The sequence below is a fragment of the Nocardiopsis sp. MT53 genome, from assembly GCF_019598965.1.
Lineage (GTDB): Bacteria > Actinomycetota > Actinomycetes > Streptosporangiales > Streptosporangiaceae > Nocardiopsis > Nocardiopsis changdeensis.
The window spans coordinates 4,443,816-4,463,722 of the sequence record NZ_CP080599.1 but is presented as its reverse complement, the minus strand read 5'-3'; the positions used below and the strand labels follow the sequence as shown (position 1 = coordinate 4,463,722).

At 76.1% G+C, this 19,907-nt stretch carries 11 protein-coding genes; 4 read left to right on the top strand and 7 right to left on the bottom strand.

What is annotated here, in order from left to right:
- The first annotated feature begins 37 nt into the window (after nt 1–37).
- A complete protein-coding gene (locus K1J57_RS19865) occupies nt 38–1,144 on the top strand; it encodes a heme A synthase (RefSeq protein WP_220560070.1) in 1,107 nt (368 codons plus the stop codon).
- On the opposite strand, the gene K1J57_RS19860 is transcribed toward K1J57_RS19865, so the two are convergent.
- Nucleotides 1,092–2,366 (bottom strand): PrsW family intramembrane metalloprotease, encoded by a 1,275-nt coding sequence (locus K1J57_RS19860; RefSeq protein WP_220560069.1) that lies wholly within the window; start codon nt 2,364–2,366, stop codon nt 1,092–1,094. The genes K1J57_RS19865 and K1J57_RS19860 overlap by 53 nt on opposite strands.
- Nucleotides 2,367–2,519: 153 nt before the next feature.
- Here K1J57_RS19860 and K1J57_RS19855 point away from each other — a divergent pair, with 153 nt between their 5' ends.
- Nucleotides 2,520–2,918, top strand: coding sequence for a hypothetical protein (locus tag K1J57_RS19855; RefSeq protein WP_220560066.1), 399 nt, complete (start codon nt 2,520–2,522; stop codon nt 2,916–2,918).
- Between the two features lie 40 nt (nt 2,919–2,958).
- Here K1J57_RS19855 and K1J57_RS19850 read toward each other — a convergent pair whose 3' ends face one another.
- The 5 genes from K1J57_RS19850 to K1J57_RS19830 all read right to left on the bottom strand — a co-directional run bounded on the left by K1J57_RS19850 (nt 2,959) and on the right by K1J57_RS19830 (nt 15,426).
- Nucleotides 2,959–4,734, bottom strand: a complete 1,776-nt coding sequence (locus K1J57_RS19850; RefSeq protein WP_255646440.1) for a hypothetical protein — start codon at nt 4,732–4,734, stop codon at nt 2,959–2,961.
- Nucleotides 4,731–8,360, bottom strand: coding sequence for a DUF5682 family protein (locus tag K1J57_RS19845; RefSeq protein WP_220560065.1), 3,630 nt, complete (start codon nt 8,358–8,360; stop codon nt 4,731–4,733). Before K1J57_RS19845 ends, K1J57_RS19850 begins: the two co-directional genes overlap by 4 nt.
- A gap of 1 nt (nt 8,361) precedes the next feature.
- A complete protein-coding gene (locus K1J57_RS19840; protein ID WP_220560062.1) occupies nt 8,362–9,504 on the bottom strand; it encodes an AAA family ATPase in 1,143 nt (380 codons plus the stop codon).
- A gap of 94 nt (nt 9,505–9,598) precedes the next feature.
- Nucleotides 9,599–14,545 carry a hypothetical protein gene (locus tag K1J57_RS19835; protein WP_220560060.1) on the bottom strand — a complete coding sequence of 1,649 codons (4,947 nt, stop codon included), beginning with the start codon at nt 14,543–14,545 and terminating at the stop codon, nt 9,599–9,601.
- Nucleotides 14,542–15,426: a DUF4132 domain-containing protein gene (locus K1J57_RS19830; RefSeq protein ID WP_220560059.1), complete on the bottom strand. Its 885-nt coding sequence runs from the start codon at nt 15,424–15,426 to the stop codon at nt 14,542–14,544. The genes K1J57_RS19835 and K1J57_RS19830 overlap by 4 nt, the downstream gene beginning before the upstream one ends.
- A gap of 130 nt (nt 15,427–15,556) precedes the next feature.
- On the opposite strand from K1J57_RS19830, the gene K1J57_RS19825 reads away from it, so the two are divergent.
- Entirely contained in the window at nt 15,557–16,126 is a 570-nt protein-coding gene (locus K1J57_RS19825) for a DUF1203 domain-containing protein (protein WP_220560058.1), read from the top strand.
- Between the two features lie 97 nt (nt 16,127–16,223).
- Here the strand turns inward: K1J57_RS19825 and K1J57_RS19820 are convergent, their stop codons facing one another.
- Nucleotides 16,224–17,186: a heme o synthase gene (locus K1J57_RS19820; RefSeq protein ID WP_220560057.1), complete on the bottom strand. Its 963-nt coding sequence runs from the start codon at nt 17,184–17,186 to the stop codon at nt 16,224–16,226.
- Between the two features lie 624 nt (nt 17,187–17,810).
- Here K1J57_RS19820 and tkt point away from each other — a divergent pair.
- Nucleotides 17,811–19,904, top strand: a complete 2,094-nt coding sequence (gene tkt, locus K1J57_RS19815; protein ID WP_220560056.1) for a transketolase — start codon at nt 17,811–17,813, stop codon at nt 19,902–19,904.
- Nucleotides 19,905–19,907 lie beyond the last annotated feature (3 nt).

Sequence of the window (19,907 nt, the reverse complement as noted above, 5' to 3'; positions counted from 1 at the left end):
GTCACGACTCCCGGAGCCGTGTACTACGCTCTGTCGTATGTCTGATTCCCCGGCTTCCGCGGCGTCCGCCGCGATCACCCCCGCCCCGCTCGCGGCGGAGGACATCGCCCTGCTCGGCGTCCCCCTGTGGGCATGGCAGATCGCCGTCGCGGCCGCCGGCGTGCTGGCCCTGGTCCTGCTGGCCCGCAGTATCTGGGAGCCCACCGCGAAGTCCCTGCGCCTGTGGTCGCTGGGCAACATCGCCGCCAACGCGGGCATCGCCGTCACCGGCGCGACCGTGCGCGTGACCTCCTCGGGTCTGGGCTGCTCGGAGTGGCCCAAGTGCACGCCCGACAGCTTCGTGCCGATCGACACCGGGCACGCCGCGCTCAACGCCGCCATCGAGTTCGGCAACCGGACGCTGACCTTCGTCGTGCTGGCGGTGGCCGTCATCACGTTCGTGGCGTTCCTGCGGGCCCCGCAGCGCCGCCGCGACCTGGTGCGCCTGGCCGCGATCGTCCCCTTCGGCGTCCTGGGCCAGGGCGTGGTCGGCGGCATCACCGTGTGGACCGACCTGCACCCCGCGTCCGTGGGCGCGCACTTCCTGCTGTCCATGGTGATGGTCTTCATCACAGTGGCGCTGTACGTGCGCTCCCGCGAGCCCGAGGGCACGCCGCGGGTCTGTGTGAACCCGATACTGCACACCCTGAGCATCGGCCTGGTCGTCATCGGCTTCCTGCTGCTGATCGCCGGGACCGTGGTCACCGGCACCGGCCCGCACGGCGGCGACGCCGCCGCGCCGCGCTGGGGCTTCGCGCTGGAGGCCGTCACCAAGCTCCACTCGGCGCTGGCCTGGCTCACCCTGGCCTGCGCCGTCCTGGCCGCCGTGCTGGCGTTCCGCACCGGGGCGGGCCGCCCCGCGAGGACCGCCTCCCTGCTGCTGATCGCCGTGGTGCTCGGCCAGGGGGTCGTGGGCTACGTCCAGTACGCGCTGGCCCTGCCCGAGGGCCTGGTCGTCCTGCACGTGCTGGGCTCGGCGCTGACCTGGATCGCGATCTCCCGGCTGTACTTCGCCACCACCCGCCTGACCCCGGCGGACGGGGCGGCCGTCCTCACCGACCGTGCCGGGGAGAGTACTCCTGCTGAGCCCGCGCCTGGGCGATGACGTGGGCGAAGTCCGCGCGGCGTAGGAAGCCCGAGTCCGTGGGCCGCTCCGCCCAGCCCGGCGCCACCGGCTGGGGGAGGCGGCCCAGGAACGCGTCCCGGGACACGTGCATGAGGGCCAGGAACGCGTCCCGGCGCACCTTCCAGTCCTCCCGTCGCAGCCCCGCGTCCAGCTTCTTGTGCAGCAGCGCCAGCTCGGTCGCCGCGAGCTGGTACTCGCGCATCGCCTCGCGGCCCTTGGACCCCGCGTTGCGCGCCGCCCACTCGCGGGCCTGACGGCGCCCCTTGAGGGTGCTGAGCATGGAGATGTCGGCCGGGGTGACCAGCCCGGTGGGGATGTAGGGCGGCAGGTAGTGGGCGATCGCCTGGACCTGGCCGCGGCGGTCGTGGGCGGCCAGCGCCAGGACCCCCACCAGCACGGCGAACAGCACGAGGTAGGCCAGGCCCAGCCCGGTCCAGCCGAAGTAGGTGGAGGCGTTCCACATGCCGTGCAGCAGGACCGCGAGCACCCAGCCCGCGACCGGCGCGAGCAGGCGCAGGAAGCCCGGCCGCATGGCCGCGTAGGCGACGCCGATGCCGATCATCGCGGTGTAGAGCGGGTGCCCGAACGGGGCGACGATGCCGCGGATCGCGAACGTGGCGACCAGGGTCCCGTCGAAGAAGGCGCTGAGGAAGTACAGGATGTTCTCGGTGAAGGCGAACCCGGTCGCCACCATGCCCGCGTAGACGACGCCGTCGGTGAACGTGTCGATCTCGTTGCGGCGCCGCCACAGCAGGATCAGCAGCACCACGCCCTTGGCGCTCTCCTCGACCAGGGGCGCCACCGCCGAGGTGCCCAGGAAGTCACCCACCTCCTGCCCGAACAGCGGGACGGTGATCGCCGCGAACCCCCAGGTGTTGAGCAGCAGGGCCGCCACCACGGCCACGCCCGCGCCCCAGACGAACGCGAAGAAGAGCACCCAGCCGGGCTCGGGCTCCAGGCGGTCGAGCATGAGGATGAGCGGGACCAGGATCCCGGCCGGGATGACCGCGGCGACGAGCGCGACGACGAACCCGGTGGCGCCGTCGATGCCCGCGGCCGCGCCGCCCGCCAGGGCCAGGAGCCACAGGTAGACGAGCATGCCCGCCATGCAGACGAGGCTGACGGTGATCCCCAGGATCAGGGTGATCGAATGGCGGGAGCGGCGGCCCTGGAGCACGGCCTTGCTGTCGAGACGGGACATGGGCACCGATCGTAGCGGGATTCGCGGCCCGGGAAGCGGCCGGACCCGGCCGGGGACGTGTGGCGTCCGTGTCGTCTCCGGGCGGGGACGCGGGGCCCCGCGGGGGGACAATGGGCGGGTCGGCCGTACCGAGCACAGACGAAGAGGCCCGCCATGGACAGGACCACCACGACCACCGCTACACCGGCACCGCTGTGGGCGGTGCGCGTCGCCGCCCTGGCCCACCTGGCCGCGATCCTGTGGGAGGGGGCGACGGCGGGCCAGCTGGTGACGTTCAACGCGGCCGCCCTGCCGCTGCACTACTACGGGGCGTTCGGGGTGCACACGATGGCGGTGCTCCAGCTGGCGGCGGCGCTCTGGTACTGGAACTCGGCGGGCCGGGGCGGCGGGGTCCCCCGGACGCTGGCGCTGGTCAGCGGGCTGGCGCTGCTGTTGGGCTTCCCCCAGGCGGCGCTGGGCACCTACGGCCCGCTCCAGGCGCACGTGCCCCTGGCGCTGGTCCTGACCGGCACCGCCGTCTGGGCCGCCGCGCTGGCCTGGCGCCGCCCCTGACCCCGGCCCGGCCCGGCGGCGCCGCCGGGCCGGGCACCGGTCACAGGTCCCAGGCGAGGGTGTGCAGGCGGTGGCGGACCGCGGTGAGGTAGGTCGAGGCGGCCAGCCAGGCCAGCGCGAGCCGGTCCGGGGGCGGGGCCGCCGACTCCCCCGTCGCCGTGCGCACCCGTTCGCGCGCGGCCGCCGCCAGCGCGGTGAGCAGGTCGGCGCCGGTCCGCAGGTGGCGCTCGCGCAACCGTGTCCCGGGGTCGGCGGGGACGGCCTCCCGGCCGGCCTCGGCCAGGCGGCTCAGCACGCGGTCCAGCACCGCCGTCCCGGGGTCGGAGGCGGTGGGCGGCGGGGGCGCCGGCGCGGCCGGGACCGTGTCCGGGGCCGGCTCCGGGTCCGCCCAGCGCAGGGTGTCCAGCGACAGGTCGGCACGGCCGCGGCGGGCCCGCGGCAGGTCCGGCAGGCCGTCGGCGGTGATCGGCACCAGGCGGCCCGGGCGTTCCAGGACCGGGCGGGCCATGACCCGCAGCACCGTTCCCGGCTGCCGGGCGAGCCTGGCCAGGTTGCGGGCGCGCAGCGGGTCCCGGGCCCCGTCGGCGGCCAGGACGAGGGAGCGGCCGCCCGCGGTCGCCTCGGCGCCCTCCGGGTGCGGCCCGACCACGGTGAACTCGGTGAAGACCAGGTCGGCGCCGCTGCGGCGGGTAGGCGCGGCCAGGGCCGCCAGCGCGTCCGCGATCTGCTCGGCCGCCGGGCGCTCCCACAGCGCCGCGAGGGGTCCCTCGTCCCAGGGCGGGGCGTCGGCGGTGGCGGCCGTGGTGGCCGACATCCCGCTGAGCCGGCCGTCGGCGCTGGCGCCCACGCGCTGCGCGACGAGGGCGGCCCGCCCCAGGTCCCGGTGGCTCAGCGCGGTCCCGCCGAAGGAGACCCGGGCACCGTGCGCGGCGGCCGCCCGCTCGGGGCCTCCGGGCGCGATGTCGGAGACGCTCCACGTCCGGGGCGCTCCGTCGGAGACCGACACCAGGTGGGTGACCACGCCCGCGTACCCCGAGGCCGTGACGACGCGCTCGCAGCCCAGGCCGTACAGGCGCAGCGACCCGATCTCCGTGTAGGCGCGCCGGCCGACCCCGACGTCGGCCCGGGTGGGGGTCGGACGCTCCCCCTCGGGTCCCCCGCCCAGCCGCCAGGCCAGGTCGAGCAGTGCGGCGAGGGAGGCGGTGTAGGCGGACAGGTCGAAGTCGGGGGTGGGGTGGTCGCGCGGTCCGGCCGCCACGGCGACGCAGGCGGCGGACAGGCGGGGCAGGCGGGCGGCGCGCGCCAGGGCGGAGGCGCGCAGCAGTTCGGCGCGGCCGGAGGCCCCGGCGGCGCGCACCCCGCGGGCCAGGGCGCGGGCCGCGGCGTCCCAGGCCGCGCGGGCGGCGGCGCGGGCCGCGGCGTCCGGCTCGACGGGTTCGGCCAGGGGGTCGTGGCCGGCGGGCGGCCCGGAGGGCTCCCCGTCGGAGGCGTCCGGGGGGTCGGCGGGTCCGTCGTCGGCCGTGGTGTCGAGCAGGGACACCGCCGACAGCAGGTGCAGGCAGCGCGGGGAGAGCAGGCAGGTGCACACGGCCTGGCCGGGGTCGGTGAGGTCGGCGCCGGTGAGGGTGACGGTCTCGCCGCCCGCGGCGACGGTCCACGTCCCGTCCCCGCGGGTCCAGGTCCACTCCCCTGCGGCGCGGGGCGCGGCGTCGAGCTTGCGGCGCACCCGTGCGGGCGCCGCCTCCACCAGGGCGGCGAGCAGCTCGGGGGCGATCCGGGGCCGGTCGGTCATCGTGGGTCCTTCCAGGGTGGTCAACCGCGCACCTTCTCACCGATCCACGCCGCCAGCTCCTCCGGGCCCAGCGCCGCCACCGGCATCCCGGCGTCGGCGAAGGAGGAGGCGATCGCGCGGTTGTACACGGGCGCGCCGCCGTGGTCGAGGGCGGCCAGGCCCAGCAGGTGGACCCCGCTGGAGGCCAGGGCCCGGACCTCGCCCAGGGTGCGGCCGAGGCTCCCGCCCTCCTCGAAGTCGGTGATGAGGGCGACGATGGTGCGGCCGGGAACGCGCACCGCGGAGCGGGTGTGCGCCAGGGCCGCGCCGATGTCGGTACCGCCGCCCACCGAGACCTCCAGCAGCAGGGCCAGGGGGTCGTGGACCCGGTCGGTGAAGTCGATGACCTCGGTGGAGAACGCGGTCAGGGAGACGCTCAGCGCGGGCAGGCCGTGCAGGATCGCGGCGACCAGGGCGGCGTGGATCGTCGAGCGCTCCATGGACCCGGAGACGTCCACGACGATGTGCACGTGCCAGTCGGCGCTGCGCCGGGCCCGGGTGGCGAACACCGGCCGTTCGGGGAGCAGCAGCGGCCCGTCCGGTCCGGGGCGGACGGTGTGCAGATTGGCGCGGACGGTGCGGCCCAGGTCCAGGCGGCCGCCCCGGCGGCGGGTGGGCCGGGGCACGGACAGGCCGGTCAGGGCGGGGCGCAGGCGGCGGGCGAGCTCGGCGGTGAGCCGGTCGGTGATGCGCTTGACCAGGGGCCGCAGCCGGGCCAGGCGCGCCTCGGGCAGGGCCCCGGCCAGGGAGAGGACCTGTTCGAGGAGGTCGACCGAGGGGGTGACGGTGTCGGGGTCCAGGTGGTCGAGGACGTCGGTGCGGCCGCGTTCGGCCGCCCGGCCCAGGACCTCCTCGCGCACGGTGGCCCCGAAGAGGGCCTCCAGTTCGTCGGACCACTCCCGGGCGGCGGGCACGGAGCGGCCGCGGCCGCCGGTGGGGTCCTGGGACCCCTCGCCGTGGCCGTGGCCGTAGAGCTCGTCCAGGGCGCGGCCCGCCCGCCGCGCGGGGGCGCCCCCGCCGTGCGGTTCGCGGCCGAGCACGAGCCGCCAGCGGTCGGCGGCGCCGATGGCGCGGGGCCCGGGGGCCGTCCCGGCCCCGGGGGCGCCGTCCGCCCCCGCGGCCGGGGCGCCCGATCCGGAACCGGTCCCCGCCCGCGGGAGGGTGTCCGGGGCCACGGCGGCGGGGGGCTCCGCGGCGGCGAGGCCGGGGAGGAGGGCCGGGAGGAGGGCGCCCACGGCGGCGCGGGCGACACCGTCCGCGTCGGTCAGGGCGGCGGCCAGGGCCGCGGGCACGGAAAGGTCGGTGTCCACCTCGCCCAGGCGTTCGGTGACCGCGTCCAGGAAACGGCCGCGGGCCGCGGTGGACAGGGCGTCGAACCCCTCGCGCAGCGCGGGCAGGCGGGCGAGGAAGCCCGCGTCGTCCCAGCCCTCCACGCGTTCGGTGAGGGTGTCCAGCAGCGCGGGGTCGGCCTCCAGCACCGGGGCGGCCACCACCAGGGCTCCGGTGAGCCGGCGGGCCAGGGCCGTGCCGTCGGAGGCGTCGTCGGCCCACCCGGCCAGGCGGGCGGCGGTCTCGCCGGGCCCGGCGGCCTCGAGCAGGAGCAGGGCGGCCGAGGCCGCGCCCTGGGCCAGCGGACCGCCCTCGGCGAGCAGCGCCCGCAGCTGCCACAGCAGCCGGTGGGGGCCGACCGCGCCGGGCAGGGCGGCCTGGTCCTGGACCATCCGCACCACCCGCAGCAGGGACACGGCGTCGTCCCTGCCGGTGGCCCCCGCCATCCCCGGCACGGAGGCGATGGCGGCCTCGGCCAGCCGCGAGCCCAGCCGCACCAGGGACTCGGGGGCCTCGGGCAGGCCTGGGACGCGTCCGGCGGCGATCCGCTGGACGCGGTCGTGCAGGGCGACGGCGTCGGTCAGGCCGGCCCGGGGCAGCACCTCGTCGAGGATCCTGGCGCCCAGTTCGGTGACCAGGTCGGGCAGGGCGCACTCGGCGGCCCGGGTGAGCAGGTCCCCGGCGAGTCCGGGGGTGAGGTCGCCCTCGTGTTCGCGCAGCCGGGCGGCGATGCGGCCGCGGGCGGCCTGCTCCAGGGTGGTGCCGTAGCAGGCGGCCAGTTCCAGCGTGGCCTCGGTGGAGGGGGTCCAGCGGGCCTCCCAGGTGCGGCCCAGGGTCTCGCCGTCGGTGGTGGGGCCGGCGCCCCGCACCGGGTCGGCGTAGGCGACGCCCGCGGCGGACGCGCGCTGTAGGGCGATGTGCCGCTCGCGGTCCAGCGGGGAGCGCTCGGGGTCCAGGCGCAGCTCGCGCCGGTCGTCGGCGGGGCCGGGCAGGCGCAGCCGGGCGACCAGGGCTGCGACGTGCACGCCGAGCCCGGAGGCGGGGGCGTCCGGGGCCGCTCGGCCGCGGCGGAGGCCGATGAGCTCGCCGCGGGCGGCGCGGGCCAGGGCCCGGGCGCGCCCCAGCGGCTCGCCCTGGGCCAGCGCGGTGGTGAGCGCCTCGATCAGCTCCCGGCGGCCCGGCGCGGGCAGGCCGCGCAGAGCAGCGAGGTCGCGCGCCAGGCGGTAGGCGGCCGTGGTGTCGGGGACGCCGCACACGTGGCCGGCGGCGCGCAGCCGGGCGCCGATCCCCGCCAGGCGGCGGATCGCGGCCTCCTCCACCCGCCGGGGCGCACCGCCCGCCGCGTACACGTCCTGCTGCCACTCGGGGTCGCGGATGCCGGCGGGGTAGCCGGACCTGGAGTCCAGGAGGGCGAAGGTGTAGGGGATGAGGGCGCTGACGACACCGGCGGTCTGCTCCCCTGGCGCGGGGAGGGGCACCTCTCCGGGGTCGGGCAGCCCGACGGGGCTCTCCGGCACCTCCAGCGAGGCCGACGTCACGGCCGCCGGGGACGGGGAGGGGGCGCCGGGGTCCGCGGAGCCGGCGGCGAGGAGGCGGCGCAGGGCGTCCCGGGCGGGGTCGGGCAGGAGGGCCGCGGCGTGGTAGGAGCCCACGACGGCGGCCGGGCGGGCGGCGCCCACCTCCGCGATGCGGCGGCGCATCCACGCCTCGCGGGCGCGGTCGCGCGGGCCCGGGCCGCCGGGGTCGGCGGCCCGGTGGGCCCAGCCCAGGGCCAGCGCGGCCCTGCGGACCCGCTCGGGGTCGGCGCCGTAGGAGCGGGACTCCACCAGGCGGTCCCACAGTTCCTCGCCGTCGTCGACCCCGGCGGCGCGCAGCAGCGCCCCCGAGAGCCCGGTGTCGGCGCCCGGCCCCTCCCCGGGGACGGGCACCGCGACCGGCAGGTCGACGGCGTGGACCGGGACGCCGCGGTCACGGGCCCAGCGCAGGGCGGCCAGCTCCGGGGAGAAGTCCGCGAACGGGTAGAAGGCGTGCCCGCCCCCGTCGGCGGCGCCGAACACCAGGGCGACGGGCGCCTCGGTGTCCGGGTGGGCGAGCCACTCCAGCCACGGCCCGGCCTCCCAGGGCAGCTCGACGAACAGCGCGTCGGGGTCGGCGGCGTCCAGCAGCGCGGGCACCGCCGCGGCCAGCACCGGCGAGTGGTGGCGCACTCCCACCAGGAAGGGGTCGGCGCACCCGGCCAGTGCCTCCAGCACGGCCCCGGGCGCCTCGGCGGAGGTGGTCAACTCACTCCCCCAGCACGTGGCGCAGTTCGTACAGGCGGCGCCACATGCGGGCGCCGTTCTCCGCGCGGTGGCGGATGGTGGAGTCCCAGTAGGCGAGCAGCCGCCCCTGGTCCTCCGGGTCGTCCTTGCGGACGGCGCCCAGCAGGTAGCCGGGCAGCAGCGACAGCGGGTCGGTCACGCCCAGGTAGGCGCTCTGCAGCCCGAGGGAGGTGGTGACGCCGACCGCCTCCGCCGTGCTCATCACGGTGGTGGGCCGCTCCACGGGCCAGCCCTCCGCCGAGGTGCCCGAGCGCAGGTCGCGGAACGCGGTGACCAGCGCCTCCAGCACGGCGTCGTCCACGGGCAGCGAGTGCCCGTGGTGGGCCAGGGCGGCCCCGGCCCGGTCGCGCACCAGCGCCACCTCGGCGGCGGGGTCCGCGATGGGCGGCACCACCTCGAAGTTGAACCGGCGCTTGAGGGCGGCGCTCATCTCCGACACCCCGCGGTCGCGCAGGTTGGCGGTGGCGATGACGTTGAACCCGGGCCGGGCGTGGAAGGTGCCCTCGTCGCCCAGTTCGGGGACCGCCATGCGCCGGTCGGACAGGATCGACACCAGGGCGTCCTGCACCTCGGGCAGGCAGCGGGTGACCTCCTCGACCCGGGCGACGCGGCCGGTGCGCATCGCGGTGAGCACCGGGGAGGGGGCCAGCGCCTCGGGGACGGGGCCCTTGGCGAGCAGCAGCGCGTAGTTCCAGCCGTAGCGCAGGTGCTCCTCGCTGGTGCCCGCGGTGCCCTGCACGGTGAGCGCGCCGGTGCCGCAGACCGCGGCGGCCAGCAGTTCCGACAGCATGGACTTGGCGGTGCCGGGTTCACCGACCAGGAGCAGCCCGCGCTCCCCGGCCAGGGTGACGACGCAGCGTTCGACCAGGGAGCGGTCGCCGACGAACTTGGCGGGGATCTCCAGCGCGTCGGGCAGCCCCTCCACGGGTCCGGGCAGCCGCAGCCGCTCGCCGCCGCTGCCGGCGATGAAGGTCACCACGGAACGGGGCGTGAGCGCCCACCCGGGCGGGCGCGGCCCGGTGTCGTGGGCGGCCAGGAAGGCCAGTTCGCCGGCGTGGCTGCGCTCGGCGGGTTCGATCTGCACATCGGTGGCGGGCTCGGGCACCACGGGCTCCTCAAAGGTCTGCGGTTCGGGGGTCGAAGGGGAGGGGCGGAGGGCGCCCCGGCCCCGGCGGGTCGCGCCGGGGCCGGGGCGCGGCTCACAGGGCCGGCGCGTCGCCCTCACGGGTGCGCCGCCACGCCTCGGCGAAGATCTCCGGGACCGGGCGCGGGGGCAGGTGGCGGCCGGGGACCGGCCCCGACACACCGTGCTCGCCCCGGACGAGACCGTACAGCGGCGCCTTCCAGGTCTCGAAGGGCAGGTCGGCCCCCGACTTGATGTCGGTCCACGCTCCGGGCAGGAAGACCGTGCGGCCGGCGCGGGCGCGCTTGGCGGTCATGACCAGGCCGTGTTCGAGCAGCTCGGCCTGGGCCTTCTTGTGCCGGGCGGGGGTCCACCCGTTGAAGGCGCGGACCTTCTTGTCGGTGGGTTCCAGGACCGCGAGCAGCTGGAGGTACAGCCGGGCCGCGTCGTCGGACAGCCCGAGCGTCGCGGCCGCCTCGGTCAGCAGCTCCGGCGCACAGGCCGCCGGGTCGTACTCGCGTGCGCCCGCGGGCAGGGAGCCGGCGGCGATGCGCTCGGCGATCGCCGTGTACCCGGGGCTGCGCAGCAGGTCCACGATCCTGGTCTGGTTGTGGCCGTACACGGTGTACTCGCCGCCGCCGATCAGGGCCCGCAGGGTGCGGGCGTCCACCCCGTCGTCGAACCGGGCCGGGCGGAAGAACAGGTGCAGCGAGTAGTGCGACTGGACGGCGAGCACCGTTCCGTTGTCGCGGGCCTGGGCCGAGGCCCCGGCCTTCCCGGGCACCGGGCACTCCTCGCCGCCGATCCGTTCGAGCAGCCCGTCGTGGTCCTCCCCCCAGGTGGTGAACGCGCTCAGCAGCAGTTCGGGGGCGTCCAGGCGGGCGCGCACCGCCTCGAGCAGCGCGGGGACGGACTCCCGGACGGGGTCGCCCGCGGGCAGTTCGGCGTACGCCCAGGGGATCAGCAGGGCGAACTCCCGGAGCAGGTCGTGCAGCCGCGCCGCCTGCTCGGGCTCCTGGCGGAGCGCGACGTCGACGCGCCCGTACCTCTCCCCGACCTCCAGGTGACTGCTCGCGTCCTCGGTCAGGGCGGGGTGCCCGGTGGGGTCCGCCAGCAGTCGCACCGTGGTGGTGCCGACGGGGCGCCAGGGGGCGTTGAGGGCGTCCAGCACGGTCCGCGGCAGGGACGTGCGCGCGCCCCTGAGGCGGTTCCAGGCGTCCGCGAGCCGCTCGGCGGCGGCGCGCGCCCCCGCCGGGGACCACAGGCCGGCGGTCTCCTCGGGGGCGGGCAGGGCTTCGTGGTAGAGCGCGCACCACAGGTCGCGGTCGTTGCCCGCCGCGAGTTCCTCGGCGCCGATCGAGAGCTGGGCCTCGGTCAGCCCCATGGCCTTGCGCTGGTCGGCGGGCAGCCCGAGCTCGTTGAAGCGCTGGTGCAGCAGCAGGGTCGCGGCCTCCCGCGGCAGCCCGGTGCGCTCGGCCAGCACCTCGACCGCCTCCTCGTCCCAGGTCAGCGGGCCGTGTTCGGCCAGGGCCGCCAGGAACGCCGTGATCGCCGCGGCGGTGCCCCAGCCGGGGGCGGTCCGGGTGCGGTCCACCTCGCGCAGGCCCTCCGGCAGGGGGAGGGGGTCCCCGGTCCGGACCTCGGCGAACCACTGGGCGTGCTTCTCCTCCATGCCGCGGGGTCGGCCGGAGAGGTCGGGGACCAGGGCGAGGCCGACCCTGCGGCCGCCGTCGGCGCCCACCGCGACGGGGTCGCGTTCGTCCGCGGAGACCGCGGTCCCCAGGTCGAGCTCGACGGCGGGGTCGGCGAACACGGTGCCCGCCCACCGGGCGAGGAAGTCCACCAGGGCGGCGCGCTCCTCCTCGCCGGTCAGCGGTGAGGCCGCGGACCAGGCCAGCAGCCCGATCGCCCCGGGCAGCCCGGACCAGTCGATGCCGGCGGGCGGCCGCGCGGCCAGCGCCTCGGGGCCGGTCTCCCCCCGCAGGAAGCGGGAGGTGGCCTCGATGTGGCCGCGCACGTCGCCGCCCACATGCCGCAGGTTCGGCAGGAACCGGCAGAGCCCGCCGACGAGCGCTTCGGGCTCGGGACCGGAGGGGACGACCTCCCGGACCTTCCGGATCGCCTCGAGGTACCCGTCCAGGTCGCGGCGGAGCCGGACGGCGGCGACGGTCAGGCCCACGACCCCGTCGGCCACGCCCGTGTCGGGGTTCCGGTCGCCGCCGGAGAGGACGGACAGGGCCGCCTCCCGGCTGCGGGGCATCTTCTGCTCCACGGTGAACACGGTCGTCGGCGCCGGGTAGGGGTTCGCCCCGACGACCCGCCGGTTGCGGACCGGGGCCGCGGCGGTGGCACTGTGCTCGGCGGTGGCGGCGGCGACCAGGTCCTTGAGGTCGGCGCCGCGCACGGCGCGCAGGCGGGCCGAGGCCCCGGCGTCGCGCGGACCCATGAAGTACCAGTACTGCAGGGGCGGCAGGTGCGGCGTGCCCCACTTGGCGGTGCACTCGCAGGCCCCGCCGGTGTGGCAGTTCCACATCTGGCCGCCCGTGGAGTCCAGGAGGGCGATGCCGTTGTCGGAGGCCAGCATGCGGGTGTCGCCGCCGGGCGCGGTGAACAGGCCGATCGCCGCCGGGGGCCGACCCCGGCCCTCCCCGGCGGACCGGACCGTGAGCTCGCCGCCGCCGGTGGAGACGACGCGGTAGGAGCCGTCGCCCCGCACCACCGCGAACCCGGCCGCTCCCGCGGCCTCTCCCAGCGGCCCGCCGGAGACGGGCCCGGGCAGCGGCGCCAGGCTGGACAGCCCCGTCTGCAACCACTCGCCGGCCCCGAGCCGCAGGTCCTCCAGGAAGGACGGCAGGCTGACGCGCCCCCGGGCCCCGGTGGCGGGGTCGACCTCGACCAGCCCGTCCCCGAGCTCCCGCTCGGCCCAGTAGGTCCGGCCGTCGGAGAGCACGTGCCGGTCCCGGGGGCCGTCGGGGTCCCCGGCGCGCAGCGCGCGCTCGCCGTTCATGCGGGCGCCGTCCGCGGTCAGCTGGGCGGCGCTGGGCAGGGTGTAGCGCCACCCGTTGCCGCGGGACACCGAGGTGTGGCTGTTGACCACCGACGAGTAGTCGAAGGAGAGCCGTTCACCGGGGGCGTCGGACCAGTAGCCGTACCGGTCGTGGTTCTGCGAGTACGCGACCAGGAACCGGTCCTGGACGTAGAACGCGATGGGCTCGTGCGCGCCCTTGGGCAGGTCCAGGACGTGCTCGGCGACACGGCCCTGTGGTCCCACCGCGATGGTCCGCTCCTGCGAGGTGAGCGTGTAGTACGGCCAGCTGGCGGTCCCCGCCAGCCGGGCGCCCCCGCCCGCCTGGGCGCCCAGTTCGAGGGCGGCCTCCTCCAGTGCGGGCCAGGCGTACTCGTCGATGATCCCCGCGTTGAGGGTGTCGGCCAGCAGGTCGGCGACGTCGAGGGAGGCGAGCCGGTCCAGGTGTTCGGGGAAGGCCCGGAACACCCCGCCCTCGCACTCGTTGCGCAGGCTCTGGAGGCCCTCCTCCACCTGGAGGAGCCCGCCGCCCAGCGCTCCGGTGAGGACGTCCAGCCGCTTCCCGATGTAGGGGTGCAGGTACTCGTAGGGCAGGAGGTCCTCCAGCACCCGGCGGCCGCCGTGCCCCCGGGCGTACCCGCCGCTGTAGGCGGCGACGGCCCGGCCCACCAGCGGCTCCCAGGCGGGGTCCGCCCGCAGGAAGCGCAGGTCGCGGCGGGGGCCGCCGCGCGGGTGGTCGACCCAGGTCTCCAGGTCCAGGCCGCGCTGGTCGGTGTCCGCGGTGACCGGGACGCCCAGCTCCAGGCACAGGTCGAGCAGGTCGGCGGGGATGTTCCCCGCGTAGTACCCGGCGGTGCGGGTGAGGTCGACGGGGGTCCCGTCGGCGCGCAGCCGGTCGGCGATGCGGGCGGTCAGGTCCAGGAACCCGGCGGGCAGCGACCAGCGCCAGCCGCGGGTGTGGGAGATCATGCGGCTCAGCCATCCGGCGGCACCGCCGGGCACGGCCTGGGCCGGGTCGGCGAGCAGGTCCACGGAGCCGGCGTCGGACAGCAGCTCCAGCCACCAGGCGTGGAAGCCGGTGTCGTCGTAGCCGCTGGAGTCGACGAACATGCCCAGTAGGGCGCGGGCCACCTCGGCGTCATCCCGGCCCAGGGCCGCCAGGGTGGCGCGGGCGGACTTCCAGAACCCCTCGGGGGCGGAGGAGGTGGCGGGCACGGCCAGCAGCTCCCGCAGCAGCTCCCGCTCCTGCTCCACCTGGTCGATCCCGGCGGCCTTGGCCAGGGAGCGCATCTGCTTGAGCAGGCCGGTCCACGGCGGCAGCCCGCCCAGGGTGCGGCGCACGGCCAGCTCGCGGAACTCGGTGTAGGCCCGGTCGGCGGTGTACCGGCCGGACAGCTCGGCGGCGTGGGCGGTCAGGGCCTTGACGGTGAGGGCCCCGGCGAACGCGAACTCCAGGAACGACTCGCGCCGGGTGGCCTCGTCCACGGGCAGGCTGTACACCTGCTCGGCCTCACGGGCCCGGCCGAACATGACGGCGGCGGTGCGGGCGTTCCCCGCGGCCAGGAAAGCCCTCCCGGCCTGCTCCCAGTAGGCGGGCAGGTGCGGGATGGGCACCTCGGCGGCGATGCGCGCGAACTCGTCGGCGGCGGGGCCGGGCCGGGTCCCGGCCAGCCGGGCGGCCTTCTCCATCGGGCGGACCAGGGCCAGCGCCTGCGCCCGCCGGTCGGGGTCGTGGATGAGCGCCCACTCGGGGTAGCCCAGGCCGCGCGGGCGGGTCAGGGCCAGGGGCTCGGAGTGCCCGCCGTCGGCGAACCCGAGGAAGTCCATGGCGGAGTCCTCGGCGGGGGCCAGGGCGTCGGGCACCAGGCGCACGACCGCGCGGTCGCCCAGGGCGGTGTGGGTGTACACCCGGGCGGAGACGGTGTCGGTGTGTCCGTCGACGGCGGCGTCCAGGGGGGCCAGGGCGGCGTCGAGGAGGGCTTCACTGGGGGTGGTCACTTCTTCTCCTCCTCGGTGTTCTTGCGGCCGGCGTGGACGAGCTCGGCCATCCGCACGCCCTCGGACCAGGCGACGGGGCCGATCTCGGTGAGCTTCAGGACGCGCTCGTCGTCGTCCACCCACACCAGGGGGCCGGTCTCGGTCTCCCAGTCGGGGGCGTCGGAGCCGATCCAGTACCGGGCCTGCACCGGCCGCCCGCCCTCGACGACGCGGCAGGTGGTGTAGCCGCCGCGGACGGGGAAGCCGTGGCGCTGGGCCAGGCCGGCGGCGTGGCGGAGCTGCTCGAACCGCCCGCCCGCGTAGTCGTCCACCCGGGTCGCGTCGGCGTCGAGGGTGTCGGGGAGGCGGTGGATCTGGCGGGTGAGCTGGGGCAGCCGCTGGGTGATGCCCAGTTCCAGGGCGAACTCGCGCACGTCGTCCAGGTCCTCGATGAGGACGGGGTGCAGCGGGACGACCCGGTCGGCGTCCAGCCAGGTGCTCTCAGCGTCCAGGTCGAGCACGCCGATGCGCCCCCGGTCGTCGACGCCGCGCAGGAACCCGCCCTCGCCGCCGCCCTCGGGGGCGACGAACAGGTCGGAGAGCAGGCCCTGCCAGGAGGGGTCGGCCCATACCCGTGACAGCACGGCGGCCGGGACGGGGAGGGAGCCCAGCAGCCAGGACTCGACGCGGGCCGCGCAGTCGCGCTCGTGGCGCTCCAGCCACAGCAGCACGTCGGACAGGCGCTGGGCCTGCTCGGACTCGCGCACCTTCTTGGGGACCGTCTTGAGCCGTGTGCCCTTGGCGTTGCGGCAGGCGAGGGCCGTGCCCTCGATGGCCAGGGAGTAACCGTCGGGACCCTCGGTCCAGATCGGCTCCGTGACGTGTGGGGAAGTCGTGGACATGCCTGAGGTTATAGCGGGCTCCTGTGACAGGAGTACGGCCTCCGGGGGAACCCTCGCGGATGGCGGCCCGCCCGAATGAGATGTCCGATGACCGCCGGTGCCCGGGCCGCGGACGGGGGATGCTCCACCCATGACCACGATGAACGCGACTGTCCCGACCGTCCCGGTGGCCGCGCCGCCGAAGGCCCGGACCACCCGGACGACCCCGTCATTCGAGATCCGGGCGATCGCGCCCGGCGTCCTGGAGCGGCTGCGCGTCGGCGACGACGCCGGCCGTGTCCGGGAGATCTTCGCCGACCCCGAGGGCGGCGCCCCGTTGCGCTGCTGCCTGCGCCGCAGCCGGGCCGGGGAGCGCATCATGCTCGTCTCCTACGCGCCGCTGCGGGCCTGGGCCCTGGAGCGGGGCGTGGACCCCGGCGCCTATGACGAGGTCGGGCCGGTCTTCGTCCACGGGGACCCGTGCGGCGGGCCGGAAGGCGGCGGCTACCCGGTGGGGCTGCACGGGTCCCCCCGGGTGCTGCGCGCCTACGACGCCCGGGGGCGCATCCGCGGGGGCGTCACGGTGGAACTGCCCGTCGAGCGGGCCGGGGAGGTCGACGGGCTGCTGGCGGAGGTGTTCGCCGACCCCGGGGTGGCCCTGGTCCACGTGCGCGCGGTGGTGTTCGGCTGCTTCCTCGCCGAGGCGCGCCCGCTCCGCTGAGGCCCCCGCCTCCCGGGGAGCCCCGGAGGCCGCCGGAAAGGCGACGGCGGCGGCGCCCCGGGAGGGCGCCGCCGCCGCGGAGGTGCTCACCGGCCGGTCAGGCCAGCAGCCCGGCGATCAGCGGGTCCACCGTCACGGCCGCGAACAGCAGCGCCAGGTAGGCGTTGGAGAGGTGGAAGAAGCCCATGGTCTTGAGCTTGGCCCCGCTCACCCCGGCGCGGGAGCGCTGGAGCAGGCGGTGGGCCTGGAAGACCAGCAGCAGGCCGAGCACGGTCGCCACGGCCCCGTAGAACCAGGTGGTCCCGGCCACCGGCCAGAAGACCAGCGACACGATCACGGTGGCCCAGCTGTACAGGACGCACTCCAGCAGCACCCGGCGGTCGCCCGCGACCACCGGCAGCATCGGGACCTTGGCCTGCGCGTAGTCCTCCCGGTAGCGCATGGCCAGCGTCCAGGTGTGCGGCGGCGTCCAGAAGAACACCACCAGGAAGAGCACGAACGGCGCCCAGTCCAGGCTGTTGGTGACGGCCGACCAGCCGATCAGGACCGGCATGCACCCGGCGATGCCGCCCCACACCACGTTCTGCGCGGTGCGGCGCTTGAGCAGCAGGGTGTACACGAAGATGTAGAACAGGATCGCGAAGACCGACAGGGCCGCCGACAGCAGGTTCACCAGCAGGGCGAAGCCCGCGGTGGAGCCGACCGCCAGGACCAGGCCGTACACGAGGGCGCCGCGCGGGGTCACCACGGCCATCGCCCCGGGGCGCTGGCGGGTGCGACGCATCTCACGGTCGATGTCGCGGTCGATGTAGCAGTTCATCGCGTTGGCGCTGGCCGCCGACATGGTGCCGAACAGCAGCGTGTACACGGCGGTCCACAGCGGGGGGACGCCGCCGGCGGCGACGAACATCACCGGGATCGTCGTGATGAGCAGGAGCTCGATGACGCGGGGTTTGGAGAGCGCCACGTAGGCGCGCACGTACTCGCCGAAGGAGGCCTTGCGGGGGGCCTCCGGTGCGGCGTCGGACGTGGTGCGGGGCGCGGGGTCAGCGAGGGCCATGGGTCACCGCGTCCTCACGGCCGGACGGCTCGCTCGCGTTCCCACGGGGGGCACCGGCTCGGTTTCAGACACGCGGATACCTCGACAACTCTTAGGGTCTTCGACACTGCTCGCCACGCGGGGTCGGGCGGACCGACGAAAGCGTCAGGATCGGCGGAAACCCCGTCAACGACATACTGTAGTACTTGTTCGCAGAGCCCGATGACCAGCCCCCTCGGATGCGAAAGTCCCAGGTCCTTCGGCCCCTCACTGCGCTCCGCGGCGGCGCCGGGTGACAGCAGGGTCGCACACGCCCCCGCGCCCCGCCACTCGCCACGCGCCCCTCCCCCGCCGTCCCACCGGCCGCGATGTGCGGTGTCGGGCAACGACATCCCCGGTTACGGGCGATAGGCTCGAAGTCGGCCGAACCGGTCAGCGGCCCCGCACGCCCCGGCGCATCCCGCCGGGACCCCGGATCCGCCGTCCGGCGGCCGCGCACAATCGCACGTCACCCCCGCGCTCCCCCTGACGCCCCGCTCCGGCGGGGGCCGTCGGGAATGCCCGGCGACGGTGCCGGCGACCGATGCGACACCGACCGCACGCCCGCGCCCGAGGGACGTGCCCGAGAAGGAGAAACGAGAGTCCGTGAACGCCCACACCCCGCAGGCCCTGGAGTGGTCGGACCTCGACCGCCGCGCCGTCGACACGGTCCGCGCCCTGGCGATGGACGCCGTAGAGAAGTCGGGTAACGGACACCCCGGCACCGCGATGAGCCTGGCCCCGGCCGCCTACCTGCTGTTCCAGAAGGTCATGCGGCACGACCCGGCCGCCCCCGAGTGGGTGGGCCGCGACCGCTTCGTGCTCTCCGCCGGCCACTCCAGCCTGACCCTGTACATCCAGCTCTACCTGGCCGGCTACGGCCTGGGCCTGGACGACCTCCGGTCGCTGCGCCAGTGGGACAGCCTCACGCCGGGGCACCCCGAGTTCGGCCACACCCCCGGCGTGGAGACCACCACCGGCCCCCTCGGCCAGGGCGTCGGCAACGCCGTCGGCATGGCCATGGCGACCCGCCGCGAGCGCGGCCTGTTCAACCCCGAGGCCGGTCCCGGCACCAGCCCCTTCGACCACCACGTCTACGCCATCTGCTCCGACGGCGACGTGCAGGAGGGCGTGAGCCACGAGGCCAGCGCCCTGGCCGGCACCCAGAAGCTGGGCAACCTCACCCTGATCTGGGACGACAACCGGATCTCCATCGAGGACGACACCCGCGTCGCCCACACCGAGGACGTGGCCGAGCGCTACCGCGCCTACGGCTGGCACGTCGAGGAGGTCGACTGGACCGCCACCGGGGAGTACGTCGAGGACGTGCCGGCCCTGTTCGAGGCGATCCGGCGGGGCAACGCCGAAACCGAGCGCCCGACCTTCATCCGCCTGCGGACCGTCATCGGCTGGCCCGCGCCCAACAAGCAGAACACCGGCGCGATCCACGGCGCGGCCATGGGCTCCGACGAGATCAGTGCCACCAAGGAGATCCTCGGCCTGACCGACGAGCCGTTCCACGTCGACGAGGCCGTCATCGAGCACACCCGCAAGGCTCTGGACCGGGGCCGCACCGCCCGCACCGAGTGGGAGGGCCACTTCCAGGCCTGGCGGCGCGGCGCGGGCGAGCGCGGCGAGCTCTTCGACCGGCTCCAGTCCGGCAAGCTGCCGGAGGGCTGGGAGGAGTCCCTGCCGACCTGGGAGCCCAGCGAGAAGGGCGTGGCCACCCGCAGCGCCAGCGGCGCGGTCCTGAGCGCGGTCGCCCCGGTGCTGCCCGAGCTGTGGGGCGGCTCCGCCGACCTGGCCGGGTCCAACAACACCACGCCCAAGGGCGAGCCCTCGTTCCTGCCCTTCGACCGGTCCAGCAGCATGTTCCCGGGCAACCCGTACGGCCGGGTGCTGCACTTCGGCGTCCGCGAGCACGGCATGGGCTCGATCCTCAACGGCATCGCCCTGCACGGCCCGACCCGCCCCTACGGCGGCACCTTCCTGGTGTTCAGCGACTACATGCGCCCGTCGGTGCGCCTGGCCGCGCTCATGAAGCTGCCGGTCACCTACGTGTGGACGCACGACTCCATCGGCCTGGGCGAGGACGGCCCCACCCACCAGCCGGTCGAGCACCTGTGGTCGCTGCGCGCCATCCCGGGCCTGGACGTGGTCCGCCCGGCCGACGCCAACGAGACCGCCGTGGTCTGGCGCCGCATCCTGGAGACCTCCGACCGCCCGGCGGGCCTGGCACTGACCCGCCAGAACGTGCCGGTGCTGGACCGCTCCGAGTACGCCCCGGCCGAGGGCGCCGCCAAGGGCGGCTACATCCTCGCCGAGGCCACCGGCGGCACCCCCGCTGCGATCATCATCGCCACCGGCAGCGAGGTGCAGCTGGCCCTGGCCGCCCGCACCGAGCTGGAGGCCGACGGCACCCCCACCCGCGTGGTGTCGATGCCGTGCGTGGAGTGGTTCGAGGAGCAGAGCGAGGAGTACCGCGAGGAGGTCCTGCCGTCCTCGGTGCGCACCCGCGTGTCCGTGGAGGCCGGGATCGCCCTGGGCTGGCGCGCCTACGTCGGCGACGCGGGCGAGTCGGTGTCCCTGGAACACTTCGGGGCCTCCGCGCCTTACCAGACTCTGTACGAGAAGTTCGGCATCACCGCCGAGGCCGTCGTCGCCGCTGTCCGTACCAGCGCCGCCAAGGCCGGACGCTGACGT

Coding starts and splice junctions, on each gene's coding strand:
- K1J57_RS19865 (WP_220560070.1), top strand. CDS start 38: ATGTCTGATTCCCCGGCTTCCGCGGCGTCCGCCGCGATCACCCCCGCC.
- K1J57_RS19860 (WP_220560069.1), bottom strand. CDS start 2,366: ATGTCCCGTCTCGACAGCAAGGCCGTGCTCCAGGGCCGCCGCTCCCGC.
- K1J57_RS19855 (WP_220560066.1), top strand. CDS start 2,520: ATGGACAGGACCACCACGACCACCGCTACACCGGCACCGCTGTGGGCG.
- K1J57_RS19830 (WP_220560059.1), bottom strand. CDS start 15,426: ATGTCCACGACTTCCCCACACGTCACGGAGCCGATCTGGACCGAGGGT.
- K1J57_RS19825 (WP_220560058.1), top strand. CDS start 15,557: ATGACCACGATGAACGCGACTGTCCCGACCGTCCCGGTGGCCGCGCCG.
- K1J57_RS19820 (WP_220560057.1), bottom strand. CDS start 17,186: ATGGCCCTCGCTGACCCCGCGCCCCGCACCACGTCCGACGCCGCACCG.